The organism is Mesorhizobium sp. ESP-6-2 (genome assembly GCF_020164675.1).
In the GTDB taxonomy this organism is placed as follows: Bacteria; Pseudomonadota; Alphaproteobacteria; order Rhizobiales; family Rhizobiaceae; genus Mesorhizobium.
The window spans coordinates 212,055-227,945 of the sequence record NZ_JAIUGT010000011.1 but is presented as its reverse complement, the minus strand read 5'-3'; the positions used below and the strand labels follow the sequence as shown (position 1 = coordinate 227,945).

The window sequence follows — 15,891 nt, the reverse complement described above, 5'->3', positions numbered from 1 at the left end:
CGAATTTGCACCGCCTGTCCGACGAGAGCATCCTGCTTTCAAATGAAGATCTGGCGGTAGAAATCGCGCTCCTGGGCGCCGAACTTCGTTCGATCAGGGACAGCGAATCTCGACAGTGGCTTTGGCAAGGCGATGTCGGTTGGTGGGCGGCGAGAGCTCCGATCCTGTTTCCTGTCGTGGGCCGCTGTGCCGGAAGTGAATTGCGCCATCGGGGGTATTCCTTTCCGGCGGAGCAGGCCCATGGATTTGCGCGCGACCTTGCGTTTTCTGTCGCCTCGCTGGAGGACGATAGCTGCAGCCTGAGCCTAGCCAGCGATGACTCGACGCGGGCCCGGTATCCGTTCGATTTCTGGCTCGACATGCGCTTCACCCTGGACGGCGGCCGCCTGTGGCAAACCGCGACGGTCACCAACACCGGCTCGGAAACGATGCCCGCATCCTTTGGGTTTCACCCCGGATTCCCATGGCCTCTGCCATCGGACAGCGCTGCGCCCCAGGAGGCATATGAAATCATCTTTGCCGAGGCAGAATCCGCGCCGATACGCCGCCTGGCAAATAACCTCCTGGCGGATCGCAGTTTCGCGACCCCCGTTGAAGACAAGCGGCTGCCTTTGTCGCCCGCGCTTTTCCAGTCGGGCAGCGTCATCTTCGATCGGCTTTCCAGTCGTTCCCTCTGGTTTGGAATCTCGGATCAATCAGGGATCAGGATCGATTTTCCCGATTGTCCTCATCTCGGCCTTTGGATGCTGCCTGGAGCGTCTTTCCTGTGCATCGAGCCATGGCAGGGCTATCCCTGCCCCGAGGGTTTCCAGGGCGATATCCTGGAAAAGCCTGGTATGATCCATCTGGCGCCTGGCGAGAGCTTTTCCCGCAATATGGGAATTTCGATAGGGTCCCGGCTTAGTCAGGGCCCCGGCAATCGGCCAAACGGCCCACCGGTGCGCCCTTGACCCCGACATTCGCCAGGTAGATATCGCCTTTTGGCTGCCCTCCGAAGAGCTGGGATGACTGGCGCGCCGTGGTGACGACCAAAAGCCGGCTGTCCGGTCCGGCAAAGGCGACACTGGAAACGAATGGCTCGGGTATATCGAGCACCGCGTGGATGCGGCCATGAAGGTCGATCCTAATGACGCAACCCTTGCCCCACAGTGCGAACCACACCATGCCCTGCTCATCGGCCGCTGCCCCGTCCGGCTTTCCGGTTGTCGGATCGGCAAGGGTGAAGGATCGTTCTATGCGCTCCTCGGCCAGAACTACGACGTCGATCCGGCCCACCCGGCTGTCGGCGACCGTGGCATGGCGGCCGTCGGGAAGGAATGCGACGCCGTTGGGCACATGATAGCCCGGAAATACCGCTCTGGGTTCGCTGCCGGGCGCCCAGCAATGGAAGGCGCCTTTCGCCTCGTTTCCATCCTGCGTCATCGACCCGATCCACAGACGTCCGGAAGCGTCGACCCCACCGTCGTTGAAACGCATATCGAGGGGCAATGCCTTAAATTGGTCGATGGTTCGAATGTCACCGGTCTGCGGGTCGAGCCGCTTCAACCCCGTGGGCACGGCGGCCACAACGCCGCCGGCCCTGTCGAGGTTGATGCAGCCGATGGGCTCGTTCAGCGACCATGAGCGCCGGTTTGAACCGTCGAGAGCGCAGCTGTGGATGCGGCCGGCCCAGACGTCGATCCAGAACAGGCGCTCCGTCGTCTCGTCCCATAAGGGGCATTCGCCCAGCGACATGGAAACGCCCAGCGCCTCATCGTGCTGGTATTGCCTCATGGCAGCTTATTGCCAGGGGCAGTGGGCAAGATAGGGCTTCAGCTCACGGCAGATGAAGTTCAGTTCGGCAAGCGCGCCGGCGTCGAGTTGTTTGCCGCCTGCCTGCCGGAAGCCGGCCCATTCGATGACGCCGCGCCGACGTAAGATCTCCTTGTAGACCGCCACGCCATAGCTGGTTTCAAAGAGCAGGAGCGGAATGACCGCCCTGTAGATCTCCGCCGCACGCTTTTCGTCGTTGCTTTCGAGCGCGGCCCAGAGGGCGGCATGAACGTCCGTCACCTCGCAGGCAGGCATCGTGCCAATGGCGCCACGACGATATTCGTCCGTCAGATGCCGGCCAGCCTTGCCACCCATGACCCCAAGCATCCGCTCGTCGCAGAGCTGGGTGAGCTGCGAAATCATCGGGCCGGGGAAATCGGTTTCTTCCTTGATGTAGACCGGCTGGTCCAGCTTCTCGATCAGATGGCGCAGAAAGACCGCCGACATCGGGGTGCCGCTCGGCCCGCTGTAGTTCTGGATGAAAAGAGGGAGCGGAACCGTGCTCTGGATGGCGCGATAGTAGTCGACGATCTCGGCTTCGGTGGCCCGCTGAACCGACGGCGGCATCGCCATCAACCCGTCGGCATTCACCTCGATGGCCTGGCGACCGTATTCGCACGCCAGCTTCTTGCACGAGGCGGTGATGCCGATGATCACGGGAACACGGCCGGCGGCGGCAGTCGCGATCGTGCTGACGACGAGCGTGCGCTCGGCTTCCGTAAGATAGGGAGCTTCGCTGGCATTAGCCGTCGTCACCACCCCGTCGGCGCCGGAGGTGATGGTGAAATCCACGATCCTGCCAAGGCCCTTGACGTCGATTTCGTCGCTTGGCGTGAACGGCGTGGGGATAATGGAGTAAACGCCGCGAAAGGTCTCTTTGTCTGTCATGCTGTCCCTACCGATACCGGCATCTTCTCGGCGAGAGCGATCGCTGCCAGCAATTTTTGATCAATTGCGGAGCACCATTGACATTTGGTCTTCAAGTTGTCAATCTTGGTAACTGAAGATATGGAGTGCAGTGCGTGAAGATTGAACGCCTCGAAGCCTTTGTCGTGGGGAATCCCTGGAAGAACTGGGTTCTCGTGAAGATGACGAGTAATGGTGTCGTCGGGTGGGGTGATGCGACCACGCCGATGTCGACGAAGCCGGTGATGGCCGCTATCGAGGAACTCAAGCGGCTTTGTATCGGCCATCCTGTCGGCGACATCGAAGCTCTGCGTTCCAAGCTCTTCCGCACGCTCTATCTCACGGACAATGCCACGCTGCTTGCCGCCATGGCGGGTATCGAGACCGCCATGTGGGACATCAAGGGCAAGATGGCCGGCCTTCCCCTGACGGATTTCTTTGGCGGTCGGGTTCGAGACCGGGTTCGCGCCTATGCCAATGGCTGGTATTCGGGAGCCCGTGACGAGGGTTTCGTCCGCGAGCGTGCCGCCCATGTCGTAGAACTCGGCTACACCGGCTTGAAGATCGATCCCTTTGGCGCCGCATACCGGCTGCTGGACAAGTCCGAATACAAGACAAGCCTGCGCTTGCTGGGTGCCATTCGTGAAACTGTCGGTGACGAGGTCGACGTGATCGTGGAGTTCCACGACCGGTTTTCCGTCACCGAGGCGCTCCGCATCATCAATGACATTTCCGATATCAAGCCGCTATGGATCGAGGCGCCGGTATGGTCCACCAACACCGACGCACTCAAGGCCGTGATCGGCGGAACCACGACACGGATCGGTGCGGGCGAGCGCTTCACCAAACTGTCGGATTTCGCGGCTTTGTTGCACACAGGCCGTGTCGACGTCGTCCTCCCCGAATATGTGGAGCTTGGCGGCATCTCGCGATTGCGGCAGGTGGCCGCCATCGCCGAAGCCCATGAAGCGATGATCGCGCCCCACAATGCGCGGTGTCCCCTGAGCACGGCCGTGAACGTCGCGGTCGACCTCGTAACGGCCAATGTCTTCATCCAGGAATCCTTCGACGACTTCCATGTCGAATGGTCGAAGGATCTTTTCCATGGCCTGCCAAAGGTCGTGAACGGTTTTTACGAAGCGGAATCGCGGCCGGGCACCGGCGTCGAAGTCAACGAGGAGCTCTTCGCGGACCATCCGTACTCGGCGCACAACTTTCTCAACTTCTTCGAAGGCGGCTGGGAAGATCGCTTCAAGGCCAAGGCGTGAACGGGAGTATGCCAATGACTTCCCTCACCGTCCTGCCGGAACCCACGCCCCTGCTGCGCGAGCAGGCAGCGCCGTTGAGCAGCATCGTCCAGGCGGCCGGATTGCTCTGGCTGTCCGGGCTGACGCCGAGAGATGTCACGTTAGGCCATCGCGAGGTGGGTGACATCGAACAACAGACAATCGTCGTCATGGAAAACATCCGGGTGCTGCTGGAGCACGCCGGCCGCTCATTCGCGGATGTCGTGCGAACCACGATCTACCTGACGGACACGTCCGATTTCGAAAAGATGAATGAGGTCTATAAGCGCTATTTCAGTTCGCCCTATCCGGCGCGCAGCACAGTAACCGTCGCAGGTCTCGTTCACCCGAAATACCGCATCGAAATCGATGTGGTTGCCACCGCCGCGGGCCAGTGAGTTCATGGCCACCGTCGTCATCGACAAAGTTCGCAAATACTACGGGGCAGTCAGCATCATCAAGGATGTCTCGGTCGAGATCGGCGACGGCGAATTTATCGTGCTGGTCGGGCCGTCCGGATGCGGCAAGTCCACATTGCTTCGCATGATCGCAGGCCTGGAAGCCATAAGCGGCGGAGAGATCTCGATCGGCTCACGCGTTATCAACAATGTGTCGCCCAAAGAACGCGACATTGCCATGGTGTTCCAGAGCTACGCTCTCTACCCGCATATGACGGTCCTCGAGAATATGGGCTTCTCGCTCAAGCTCAAGGGCGTGCCCAAGGCAGACATCGCGTCGAAGGCCCGGCATGCGGCAGACATTCTCGGTATCCAGAGTCTGCTTAATCGCTACCCCCGGCAGTTGTCGGGAGGCCAGAGGCAGCGCGTCGCCATGGGCCGCGCCATCGTTCGCGATCCGCAGGTCTTCCTGTTCGACGAGCCGCTGTCCAACCTCGATGCCAAGCTTCGAGCCCAGATGCGCAGCGAAATCAAGAAGATCCATCAACGGTTGGGCACCACCACGATCTATGTCACCCACGATCAGATCGAAGCCATGACGATGGCCGATCGCATCGTGGTCATGCGCGACGGTGTCGTCGAGCAAGTCGGTGCGCCGCTGGACGTTTACGACAGGCCGGCGAACGTTTTCGTTGCCGGCTTCATCGGCGCGCCTGCAATGAACCTGATCGAAGGAAAGGTCTGCGCCGGCAAGTCTTCCCCCGAATTCGACATGGCGGACGGAAGCCGTCTGCCTCTTCCTCCCAATCTGGCTTTGAGCGTGGGCCAGAAGGTCATCTACGGCATTCGGCCGGAATATTTCTTGATTGCCGCGGATGGCTTGGCGGCCACGGTCGTGGTGGTCGAGCCCACCGGCTCAGAGACCCAGGTCGTGGCGAAAATTGGCGATCAGGAAGTCCTGGCGGTGATCCGCGAAAGGATCGTCGTCGAACCCGGCAGTCAGTTGAATTTGAAGCCCGATATCAGGTCCATCCACATCTTCGATGGCGATACCGGGCAACGGATTGGCGAGCAGCAAGGCGAACTCTCGCAGATGCGGTCGGCCACTTGAGATGATGTCTCCTCACAACAACCGCTACCGATAGATGGACACCCCCGTGACCGCCAGCGAACATTGTGATCGTCCACACGAGAACGGGGTAAATCTTGCAGGCCGGCTGGCGCTTGTCACCGGTGCGACCTCCGGCATTGGTTGGTCGATCGCGCGCGCCCTGGCGCTGCAGGGGGCCGATCTGGTCGTCCATGAATATACGGACCAGCACACCGGGGAGTTGGTTGCCGACCTGACCAGGCTCGGTCGCAAGGCAGTTGCCTTCACGGGAGATTTTTCGGTGCCGGGTGGCGGAGGCAGGCTCGCGTCGGAACTCTCGGCGGCGGGGCTGTCGCCGGATATCGTCGTCCACAACGCGTCGCTGCAGGTCCGGAAGCCGCTCGATGAACTTCGCGCCGAAGACGTCGCCGCGCAGATGCATGTCGGCTATGGCGCTGTCGTCGAACTCGTCGGCGCCACTGTCGGGGGCATGAAGGAGCGTGGCTGGGGACGCATACTTACGGTCGGCAGCGTCCAGCAGTTGCGCCCCAATCCCGCCTTGACGGTCTATGCGAACGTAAAGGCCGCCCTGGCGAATTTCGTTCAAGCCATTGCCGCGGTCTATGCTCCCCACGGAATTACGGCCAACAACATTGCGCCTGGCATGATCGACACGTCGGCGACCCGCTTCATCCTCGATAACCCGGTACGGAATGCGGACATGCTGCGGCAAATTCCGGCCGGCTATGTTGGCGAGCCGCAGGATTGCGCGGGATTGGCGGCATTTCTGTGCGGGCCTGACGGACGCTACATCACCGGGCAAACCATCTTCATCGATGGTGGGCTTGGGCTGAATACGAAGGCGTCGTTCATCGCACAAGGCGCAGCAGGCGAGGGACCGTTATGAAGGTGCCAGGCTTCGCACGTCGCGCAGCCGATAGTTCCGGAACAGCGACCGGGTCCCTCGGTTGGTGGTTCCTTCCGGGATTCGCCCTCGCCCTCGCGATCTCCATCGCTCCCTTCTGCTACGCGATCGTCCAGAGCTTGCGGGCATCTAAATATCTGGAGATGCGTCAGTTTGTCGGGCTTCAGAACTATGTCGATTTCCTGTCGGACAGCAGCGTCATAACCAACACGGTTGTCGTCTGCGTCGGCACTCTCGTGTTGAGCGTCCCCCTCGGGGTCGGCGCCGCATTGGCGCTTTGGCGGGCCACGAGATTCCAGACGTTCTTTCGGACGCTTCTGATCATCCCCTGGCTGATGTCCAGTCTTGTTGCCGCCAAACTCTGGGGCTGGCTGTTGAGCGCCGACCTGGGCCCGGTGGCCTTTCAGCTCCGGGAGTTGGGAATCATCATGCCAAATCCCGCCACAACGCCCAACCTGGCGATGCCGCTGCTGATCCTGGCATACGCGTGGAGTTCGTTTCCATTGATCATGGTGATGACCTACGCGGCGCTGCAGGCGGTTCCAAAAGAAACGTTGGAGGCATGCCATGTCGACGGGGCCTCGGACATTCAGCGCCTCTTCTATGTCGTTCTGCCCATAATCAAGAACTCGATCCTGGTCGGGACAATCCTGACCACTATCAACACGGTCAATAACGCCACCATGGTGCTTGTCCTGACCGGTGGCGGGCCGGCCGGCGCGACCGAGACGATCGCGCTGCGCGTCTTCGAAGAAGGATTCAAGTTCTTCGAGGTGGGACGCGGTGCTGCCGGTTCCGTAGTCATGTTCATCGTCAACGCATTCTTCGTGGCAGCCTACCTGAAGACACTGAGGGCAAAGACGTGATTCCTACAAGGACCGGATACCTCGCCTACGCCTTCCTCATAGTGTGCTCGATCTTCGTGCTCTTGCCGTTGCTGTGGGCTTTCAGCACGTCCCTGAAGGATGTCGCTGATGCGGCGGCCTACCCGCCCGTCTGGATACCGAACCGGCCGACACTGGCAAACTATGCCGAAGTCATCACCAATCCCAAGCTAGTCCGATATTTCCTCAACACCATCGAAGTCGGCGGCGTCGCCATCGTGATGGCCATCCTGCTCGGCGCACCGGCGGCTTACGCGGTCGAGCGAGGCGTCTTTTGGGGCCGCGACCGCATGATGAGCATCCTTTGGGCGACCAACATGCTCGGCGGCGTGGCCGTCATCCTGCCGCTTTACCTCGTGTCCGCACGGCTCGGCATCTATGACACCAAGTTTGTGCTTGTCCTGGTCTATGCGGGCACGACGGTGCCGACCGTCATCTGGCTGCTGAGGGGCTTTGTGGCGCGTATCCCGCCCGAGATCGAGCAGGCTGCGCTGCTGGATGGCTGTAACCGCTTCACGGCGTTCACCAGGATCACCTTGCCCTTGATGCGCCCCGGTATCCTGGCGTCGAGCGCGTTTGTTTTCGTCACCATCTGGAACGACTTCCTGATCGCTTACGGCCTCGCGTTTCAGGACAAGAACCGGCTCATGCAGGTCGGCATCTACTTCTTCGTGACAGAAACCGGCGTTCGTTGGGGGCCAATGATGGCAGCGGTGCTGCTGACAGCCGTCCCGATCCTTCTTTTCTACAGCCTGTCACAGCGTCCGTTCACGCAGGGTTACGGCAGCGGTGCCGTCAACGAATGACTTCAACTTGATAAGGGGAATGCAATGCAGAACAAGAATGGATTGATTATGAAACGCGTCAGCCGGCGCACCCTCATGAAGGGCGGGCTGGCGCTGTCAGCCTTGGCGGCGGACGGCATCATGCCGGCATTCGCACAATCGACCGTCAAGCTATGGACATTCATCGATCCGGCCGACAGTTCGGTCCGCGCGAAAACGCTCGCGCATGTGCTGTCCGAATTCCAGAAGGCCAATCCCGGGATCACGGTCGAACCGACCGTCATCCAGTGGGATCAGATCCCGCAGATTCTCCTGCGGGCGCACATGACCGGCGACGTGCCGGACGTCGTGATGATCTACTCGCCCAGTTTTAAGGCCATGATCGCGGCCGAGGCCCTGGCGCCGATCGACAGCTACATCGGTCAGATGTCTGCTTCCGACAAGTCAGACATGATCACCCTGCCCGTCGGACGGTCGCAAGGCATGACCTTTGGTCTGCCATGGGAGCTTCGCGTCATCGGCCTTGCTTACAACAACAAGCTGTTGCGCGAGGCCGGCTTCAAGCGACCGGAAGATCTGACCGAACTTGCGACGACAACCGCGCAACTCACACAAAAACATAACATTACCGGGCTCGCTCTCGGCTTCAACCCTTCTGATCCTGCGGCCGGCATGGAATGGTGCACGTCAACGGTCGCCGGTTTCGGGGGCAAATTGATCAATGACGACGGAACCGGCGCATTTAATAGTGAACCCTGGGTCCAGGTAGCGAACTACGTCCACGACCTGGTTCACAAGTACAAATCCATTCCGATGGACGTTGCTCTGTCGGGTGATGCGGCTACGCAGCAGCTGGCTGAAGCAAACCGGGCCGTTTTCTGCCCAACCGGCTCGCACGTCATTTCACTGATGCGGGAAAAAACCCAGATCGGCAACGATCTTACCTGGATGCCTATGCCGGGAAGCAAGAAAGGCGACTGGTCACCTGCGCTTGTTGAGGGATGGAACCTAGCGATCCCCGCAAAAGCCGAGAACAAGGATGCCGCGTGGAAACTGATCGAGCATTGGACCTCGCCGGCGACGCAGCTTTATCAGTGCCAGGCAGCCGCCTATATGCCGATGCGGGTCAGCGTGACAAAGGATCAGGTGTTGCAAGGAGAGGACAAGGCGTTCCTTCGCGAGGCAATTGCTTATGCTCAGCAGAAGCCGCTCGATATTGCATGGCCCGAGAATAGCGATATTCTTTTCAACGTTATTTCGAGCTCCCTAGAGGATGTCATTCTCGACAAGCAGAAACCGGAAGAGGCGTTGACCGCCGCAGTAGCCGCTTATAACAGCAAGAGTCGCTGACCGGTGATCGCCTCGTCATCGATGCCTTGGTCGGGTCGGTGACGAGGCTCTTCGTTTCCAATCGATTGACCTGTATGGCTGTCCGTCCATAGGAGTGAAAGGTTTGCAGTTTTGGAGGTGGGTGTGACGCCGCGGAAGGAATTTGGTTCAGACATCGCAGAGGCGCCAAATCGGAGGGAATTGGCCGACCGTGTCTGCGCGGATATCTACAGGCACATTTTTGAAATCGCCAAGAATATCGATGAAGAGACCGATCAGCGTCTTCCTACGGAACGACGGTTGATTGCACAATTTCAAACGAGCAGGGGTACCGTTCGAAAAGCACTCGCACGCCTGGAAGCCGACGGAATCATACGCCGACAGGTCGGGAGCGGGACTTATCTCGGTCCCAACTCACCGGTAAAAAAAGACCTGGAGATCCACAAGATACCGGAAGACGAGGTTTCTCCGCTGGATGTTCTGGAGGCCAGGCTGGCTTTGCAGCCGGGATTGGCCGAATTCATAGTCTTGCGCGCGACGGCGGAGGATTTCCGCAACATGGAGGCCCTGCTCGAAACGGCCAGACGAGCCTCGAGCCAGGTGCAATTTCGCCAGGCGATGTACGAGTTTCACATGTGTGCCGTCAGATCGACCCGAAACGCGCTGCTGGTCTGGCTATTCCGCGCGGTGGTAGAGGCGCGGGACCGGGCGGGATGGGAGAAAATGAATTATATCAACCGCTCGAAGGCCGATCGTGCCAAGATTATAAGCGCCAACACCAGACTGCTTCAGCTTCTGCGTGAACGCAACATTGCTGGCGCACGCGCGCATTTGGACCGATTTTTCCGGAGCATGATTGCCGACGTAGCGAGTTTCGACCCCGAATAGGATTTTAACATGATTGTGCGGACAGAGCTCTTGTCCCATGAGACTTGACGTAGGCTTCCCGCATGTCGAGACGGTGCAGGCACGCGCAACCGTGCATCGTGGCCAGGTGCTGGCGCACAAGCATTCCGCAGATGCCCTTTGATCTGACAGGGCGAGAGTCGAGCTTTGGTGGCAGCGCCGCCGAGACACGCTGAACGACGCGGTTGCCGCCGACCTTCAGGCCGCGCTCTGGAAGCGCGCGACGCTTGCAAACGAGCAGGTCAGAAAAAACCCGATGAAGATTGCGGCCGGGGCCGTGGCGCGGTTCTTCCCCGCCACTGTCGCGCGCGACGATCTAAGGGCCAAGCATCAGGACGCGGTTGGTCAGGCGCGAGGTTGGCGCTGAGCAACATGGAATACTGGTGCGCGACTGCCTCGGCCCGAGATCAACACGGGCATGGGCCAGGCCGATTGGAGCGGTCGTGAATAATGCACTGACTGCAAACCAAACCAATCGGCAATTTGAGATTCGGATCACGCCCGGATCAGAGCGAGGTCAGCGATCGGCCCCAGCGTTGATCGTTCAGCGTCGAATGCAATCTCATCCGCTTCCAGGCGCCGAATTTATAGAAGTCGAAATCGATGTCGGAGATAGCCATCTGGATCATGGCCCAGAGCGACCATTTGAAATCGCCTAGCATCCGATACACGAACATGCGCGCCTGAATGGCCGGCTCCACCCGGCCGAAATAGGCTTCGACGGCTTCGTTGTGCATACAATCATCGAAGAACATTTCCGAGCACCACGTAGCCAAATCGTAGCAACGGTCGTTGTTCGAGGCGTATTCGAAATCGACGATCACGATACGGCCATCGCTGGTTGACAGGAAGTTGGCGGGGGCGGGATCGTTGTAGCAAGGCACGAGATCGATCCCCGCGGCTTCGATCGCAGCACGCGCTGCCCGATACTGTGCGTGGACCGAAGAAAAGCCGAGGGGCAGTTCCCCTGCCAGTTCGGCCAGTTGCTCGAGATGTTCCTCGATCATGTCGAAGACGGTCTTTGTGAGGCCGAGAAGGGGGGAGTCGTTGAATGAGCGGTAAAGCGCGATTGTGCTCTCCCTGACGCCGGCGATGTGAAAATCCTTGGTGACGCATGTGCGGGAATTCTCGACGAAATCGTAGATTTCTATGCCTTCGTCTTTCAAATAGTCGAAGCACCGGGGCCCGATGCCGAGCAGATAGGCTCGCTGGCCCGCTTCCAAGGACGCGGCGCGATTGATGAAGCGCTCCGTGCCCGGGCCAGGCAACTTGACGAAAAAGGAGCCTTGTTCGCCGGCCACGCTGATACGCCAGTTGGAGTTGCTGAAGCCGCCGAACATCGGCCGGTACCGAATGGCCCTGCCTTGCCAGGTGGTCACCTTGGATAATGCTGCCTCGAGTTGGCGTTCGGCGAGGGTGTTGCCTTCACCCAGGCCCTTTTCAACGGCGGACATTCAAAGCCACCCGGCGCGGGGGTCGAGATCGACGCCGGCCAATGTGGCGCGGCACCGGATCAGGCGCCAACATGCATAGCGGAAAAATTCGACATCCTTCCTTGTGGAGACGGCGTCCATGACCAGTCCCCACATGGTCCACGCCAGGTCATCGGCAATCGCATAGAGCTTGGCGCGGCGAAGGCTTTCACGCCTCGCGCGGCCCTCGAACATTTCCAGAGCAGGCAGCATCTCTTCTTCTGGCCCGAAGGCTTCGTTCATCAGGACACCAAATTCGAAATAGGGGTCGACGTTGCGCGCCTCGTCGAAATCCACGAGTTGGATTTTGCCGTGAGTGTCGATGAGGATGTTGGAGGCGAGGCCATCGGCATGAGCCGGTACGGTGTCCACACCGGCAGCCTCGATCATGCGCTCGATACGGAACACATCGTCCTGCAAGGCGGCCAGTTCACTCGGCGCACCGCTCGTGTTGCGTCCGATTTCCGCTTGAAGGATTCTGATCCTGTCGAAGACGGACCAGCTACGCGTCAGGCGAGGGCCGGAATGGATTCTGCGCTTGACGCCAAGCACGGCATCCATGACGTCTGCCTTGCGCAAGTCGTTGACGCGTGCTGTCCTCCATCCGCCCAGAAATTCCATCAGCGCGATGCCGCGCACGGCGTCCGATACCAGGATGTCGGGCGCGCAGCCGAGTATCGCCGCCTTTCGCTGGGCGTCGAAAGAAGCAGCCGTATCGATATAGCGACGCTGATCGGGATGAATGACTTTCAGCAACAGGGAAGGGCGTTGGCCTTCCATCGATAGCTCGAGCCTCGTGCTGTCGATGCCGCGATGCGTAGGCACCAGAAGACCCGGCGTGCCCGCCTCCGCCGCGACGTTTACCCGGGCAGCAGTCCATGTCTGACGGTCCAAGTGCGATGTCGCCGCGCGAGCGACAAGGCCATCCCAGTCCTTCGCTAAAATCGCGTGAAGTGCGTTCGTCGCGGCAGGGCCGGTGACTTCCGTCAAGTCATTGCGGGGCGTCGAGCCCTTTTCCGCCAGAGCCATTTCCGTCAAGCTAGGATTGTCTCGCGCACTGTTCGAACAAGCCACTGCAAGTCTGGCCAACGGGCGCTGACAGGGCCAGTTCGATGCTATCGCTCTGGTGCCTTGTGTAAAGGAAAGATTTGGGGGCAGGCAGTTTTTGAAATGCGCGCCGCTACTAGACCCTGATCAGGTCGACGCCCAGTTCGCCGAAACGTTGCACGAACTCCTCGCCCACGCCCTTGGTCGTAATGACGTGATGCGCATCGCCAAGGCCGAAGGCACGCACGGAACCGAAGCGTCCGAACTTCGATGCGTCGGCCACCATGATAGTGGTGGAAGCCTGCAGTCTCGCGGCATCGTGCAGTGCGACCTCGTCCTCGCCGAAGCCCATGAAGCCATGGTCGTAGTGAACGGCGCTGGCGCCCATCAGCGCCACATCGAAACGATGGCCATTGAGCGCGGTGATGGTCGCGTGGCCGAAGGTCGCTTGGTACTCCGGCACCATCGGGCCGCCGAGCACGCGAACGCTGGTACCCCAGCCGTGCGAAAAGAAGTGCGCCGCGACGGCGATGGAATTTGTGAAGATGGTCAGGTCTTGGTGCTTGTGCAACTGCTTCACGCAAGCGAGCGTCGTGGTGCCGGAACTGACGAATATCTTCATCCCGTCGCGAACGAGGCTGGCTGCCTTCTCCGCGATCCGGTTCTTTTCCGGCGCGTTGACCTTGTTGCGTTCGACAAAGGGCTTGTCGGCCTCGTTGGGTGTGATGACCGCACCGCCATAGACCCTTCGGGCGAAGCCATTGATTTCAAGGATGCGTAGGTCCCGCCTGATCGATTCAGGGCTGACCTCGAGACGCTCCGCTAAGGCATTGACGCTCGCGCGTTCGTTGGCTCGCAGGATCTCAAGAATCTTTTCCTGCCGGAATTCTGAAAATCTCATGGACTCATTCTACCGCCGGCCAGTGCGGGCAGCCCATCTGCGTTCCCCGACATGCGCGGTTCCAACCAATGGCTTCATGACTTAGTCAAGCCTCCCGTTTCGGGCATGATAAGTTCAGGCAAATGAGCCGTCAATTCGGGAAAAATGCATAAAACATTCAAATCGTTCAGAATGACATGCGTGACGAGAGAGTGGGAAGAGGATTTAGGATGGAGATGCAACCAGTTACGTGAAAAATGGCTGACCGAAGATAGCTCCGGCATGTTCCATTTTTTCAAATTTTGGCACTGCATAGCAGTTTGTCTTGACTCTGAAGGGTGTGGATATAATGATGGTTTTGACCGATTTGTTTATTCTTGGATTTGGCGAGCGGATCGGTTGCGAACGAGACCTTCGGGACGCTGCGGGCGCCGCAAGTGGAATCGCCGGGCGTGGCTGTGATGACGTGCATTTCCTGCGCATCCAGAGACGGATGGAGTGTTCCGGACCGGTGGCGGAGTGGGACCGTGATCGGCCTGGCAATTGATAACGAAGTCGCGCGTTCCAGGAAGGCGCGCATGCAAGCAAAGGGGAACATCAATGGTTACGCGTAGAGATCTTATTGTAGGGGCTGGCGCGATTGGCGTGACCGGCATGGTAGGCGGCATGCCGCTGCCTGTGCGCGCTGATGGCAAGAAAAGTGTCGTGCTTGCCTCGATGGGGCCGGTTACTGGCAATTGGGACCCAACCTCTCACACCACGCTCGGGCAGGGCAATTTCGAGAAGTTCGTGTTCAATGCGCTGACCCGGGCTCCGATGCGCGACGGCGAGGCCGACCTTCTGGAGCCGGCGCTAGCCGAAAGCTGGTCCCTGATCGACACGAACACGATCGAGTTCAAGCTGCGCGATGGCGTGAAGTTCCATGATCGCAAGGAATTCGGCGCCGAGGATGTGAAAGCCACCTATGAATATTCTTCCGACCCCAAGCGTCCGGCGGCATCTTTCTGTCCGGGCAAGGTCGATGTCGAAGTCGTCGACCGCCTCACGGTTCGACTGCACACCGAGAAATACGGCTATCCGGCTTCTGCCTGGTGGTTCATCTCGAGCGTGATCCCGATCCTCTCGGTCAAGGATGTGGCGGACCCCAAGATCCTGGAAAAGCGCCCGAACGGCACCAACGCGTTCAAATATGTTGCCACCAACGGTGACCAGAACGTGCTGGCGGCCAATGACGATTATTTCGGCGGTCGTCCGAAAGTCGATGAGGTGATCTACGCCTACGTGCCCGACGCCAATACACGTGTCCTGGGGCTGCTCAACGGCCAGTATCATATTGCCGAGCGCCTCGAGCCAGAGCAGTATGCCTCGCTTCAGGGCAACCCGAAGGTCGTTACCCGCAAGGGCCTGACGACAGAGAACAAGTATCTGCACTTCCGTTGCAACAAGCCGCCGTTCGATGACCCGCGCATCCGGCTTGCGGCGTGCCATTCGATCGACCGCAAGCAGATCCTCGAACTGATGGGGGAGGCGGCCCTCCCCACGAGTTCCTACATATCGCCGATGAAGTTCGGCTTCAAGGATATCGAGGGCTATCCCGACTACAATCCGGAGGAGGCGCAGCGCCTGCTCGCGGAAGCCGGCTTCCCGAAAGGCGAAGGCCTGCCGCAGCTCGAATACATCACATCGATCGGCTTCTATCCGAAGACGAAGGAATACGGCGAGCTGATCACCGCGATGCTCCAGGAGCAGGGCTTTAATGTCCAGCTTACCGTGCTTGAGCCGGCCGCGTGGGAAGTCGCCATTTATCGGCGGGCGGACGGGCAGGGTCAGGGCCATATGTGCGACGTGGGTTGGATGACGCCTTCGCCGGAGCCGGACCTTGTGTTGCGGCCGAACTGGCATTCGAGTGCCGCGCTCATCAGCGGCATCAACGATCCCGAGATCGATGCGGCGCTCGACAAGGAGCGCAACGCACCCAATCCGGAAGAGCGCCTGAAGATCCTTACCAAGGAAACCTTCCCGACGATGGCGAAGAAGGTTCCAAGCTTCTCGTTGTTCTCCGCGCTCACCTTCCATGGTGCATCCAAGAGCCTTGAGGGCGCCGTCTATCTCCCCTACGGGCCAATCGACTTGTCCAAAGCCGATCTGGTCTGACGCAAGGAACAGGCGGC

General features: G+C 59.7%; 15 protein-coding genes. 10 read left to right on the top strand and 5 right to left on the bottom strand.

The features are described 5' to 3' along the window. The first annotated feature begins 5 nt into the window (after positions 1-5). On the top strand, positions 6-950 hold the full coding sequence (locus tag LB532_RS25780) for an aldose 1-epimerase family protein (RefSeq protein WP_181169458.1): 945 nt from the start codon (positions 6-8) through the stop codon (positions 948-950). Here the strand turns inward: LB532_RS25780 and LB532_RS25775 are convergent. Beyond that, entirely contained in the window at positions 901-1,773 is an 873-nt protein-coding gene (locus LB532_RS25775) for an SMP-30/gluconolactonase/LRE family protein (protein ID WP_140642348.1), read from the bottom strand. The genes LB532_RS25780 and LB532_RS25775 overlap by 50 nt on opposite strands. 6 nt (positions 1,774-1,779) lie before the next feature. Beyond that, entirely contained in the window at positions 1,780-2,700 is a 921-nt protein-coding gene (locus tag LB532_RS25770) for a dihydrodipicolinate synthase family protein (RefSeq protein WP_140642346.1), read from the bottom strand. 134 nt (positions 2,701-2,834) lie between these two features. Between LB532_RS25770 and LB532_RS25765 the strand changes: the two genes are divergently transcribed. The 8 genes from LB532_RS25765 to LB532_RS25730 all read left to right on the top strand — a co-directional run bounded on the left by LB532_RS25765 (position 2,835) and on the right by LB532_RS25730 (position 10,303). Further along, positions 2,835-3,986, top strand: coding sequence for a mandelate racemase/muconate lactonizing enzyme family protein (locus LB532_RS25765; RefSeq protein ID WP_140642345.1), 1,152 nt, complete (start codon positions 2,835-2,837; stop codon positions 3,984-3,986). A 14-nt stretch (positions 3,987-4,000) separates the two neighbouring features. Beyond that, the gene (locus tag LB532_RS25760; RefSeq protein WP_140642343.1) at positions 4,001-4,402 is read left to right on the top strand and encodes a RidA family protein; all 402 of its coding nucleotides are present in this window, start codon (positions 4,001-4,003) and stop codon (positions 4,400-4,402) included. 4 nt (positions 4,403-4,406) lie between these two features. Next, a complete protein-coding gene (locus tag LB532_RS25755; protein ID WP_140642341.1) occupies positions 4,407-5,513 on the top strand; it encodes an ABC transporter ATP-binding protein in 1,107 nt (368 codons plus the stop codon). A gap of 46 nt (positions 5,514-5,559) precedes the next feature. After that, on the top strand, positions 5,560-6,399 hold the full coding sequence (locus LB532_RS25750; RefSeq protein ID WP_181169457.1) for an SDR family NAD(P)-dependent oxidoreductase: 840 nt from the start codon (positions 5,560-5,562) through the stop codon (positions 6,397-6,399). Next, complete coding sequence (locus tag LB532_RS25745) at positions 6,396-7,283, top strand: carbohydrate ABC transporter permease (RefSeq protein ID WP_140642337.1); 888 nt, start codon at positions 6,396-6,398, stop codon at positions 7,281-7,283. The genes LB532_RS25750 and LB532_RS25745 overlap by 4 nt, the downstream gene beginning before the upstream one ends. Further along, positions 7,280-8,107 (top strand): carbohydrate ABC transporter permease, encoded by an 828-nt coding sequence (locus LB532_RS25740; RefSeq protein WP_140642335.1) that lies wholly within the window; start codon positions 7,280-7,282, stop codon positions 8,105-8,107. Before LB532_RS25745 ends, LB532_RS25740 begins: the two co-directional genes overlap by 4 nt. Positions 8,108-8,131: 24 nt before the next feature. After that, on the top strand, positions 8,132-9,436 hold the full coding sequence (locus LB532_RS25735; RefSeq protein ID WP_140642333.1) for an ABC transporter substrate-binding protein: 1,305 nt from the start codon (positions 8,132-8,134) through the stop codon (positions 9,434-9,436). Between the two features lie 180 nt (positions 9,437-9,616). Continuing rightward, complete coding sequence (locus tag LB532_RS25730) at positions 9,617-10,303, top strand: FadR/GntR family transcriptional regulator (RefSeq protein ID WP_140642332.1); 687 nt, start codon at positions 9,617-9,619, stop codon at positions 10,301-10,303. 524 nt (positions 10,304-10,827) lie between these two features. Here LB532_RS25730 and LB532_RS25725 read toward each other — a convergent pair. From LB532_RS25725 to LB532_RS25715, 3 genes are all read right to left on the bottom strand, one after another. Beyond that, positions 10,828-11,775 carry a choline kinase family protein gene (locus tag LB532_RS25725; protein WP_140642330.1) on the bottom strand — a complete coding sequence of 316 codons (948 nt, stop codon included), beginning with the start codon at positions 11,773-11,775 and terminating at the stop codon, positions 10,828-10,830. Further along, positions 11,776-12,822: a phosphotransferase gene (locus LB532_RS25720; RefSeq protein ID WP_224557430.1), complete on the bottom strand. Its 1,047-nt coding sequence runs from the start codon at positions 12,820-12,822 to the stop codon at positions 11,776-11,778. Between the two features lie 154 nt (positions 12,823-12,976). Continuing rightward, the gene (locus LB532_RS25715; protein WP_140642327.1) at positions 12,977-13,741 is read right to left on the bottom strand and encodes a DeoR/GlpR family DNA-binding transcription regulator; all 765 of its coding nucleotides are present in this window, start codon (positions 13,739-13,741) and stop codon (positions 12,977-12,979) included. Positions 13,742-14,320: 579 nt separating this feature from the next. Between LB532_RS25715 and LB532_RS25710 the strand changes: the two genes are divergently transcribed. Then, on the top strand, positions 14,321-15,874 hold the full coding sequence (locus tag LB532_RS25710; RefSeq protein ID WP_140642325.1) for an ABC transporter substrate-binding protein: 1,554 nt from the start codon (positions 14,321-14,323) through the stop codon (positions 15,872-15,874). Positions 15,875-15,891: the final 17 nt, after the last annotated feature.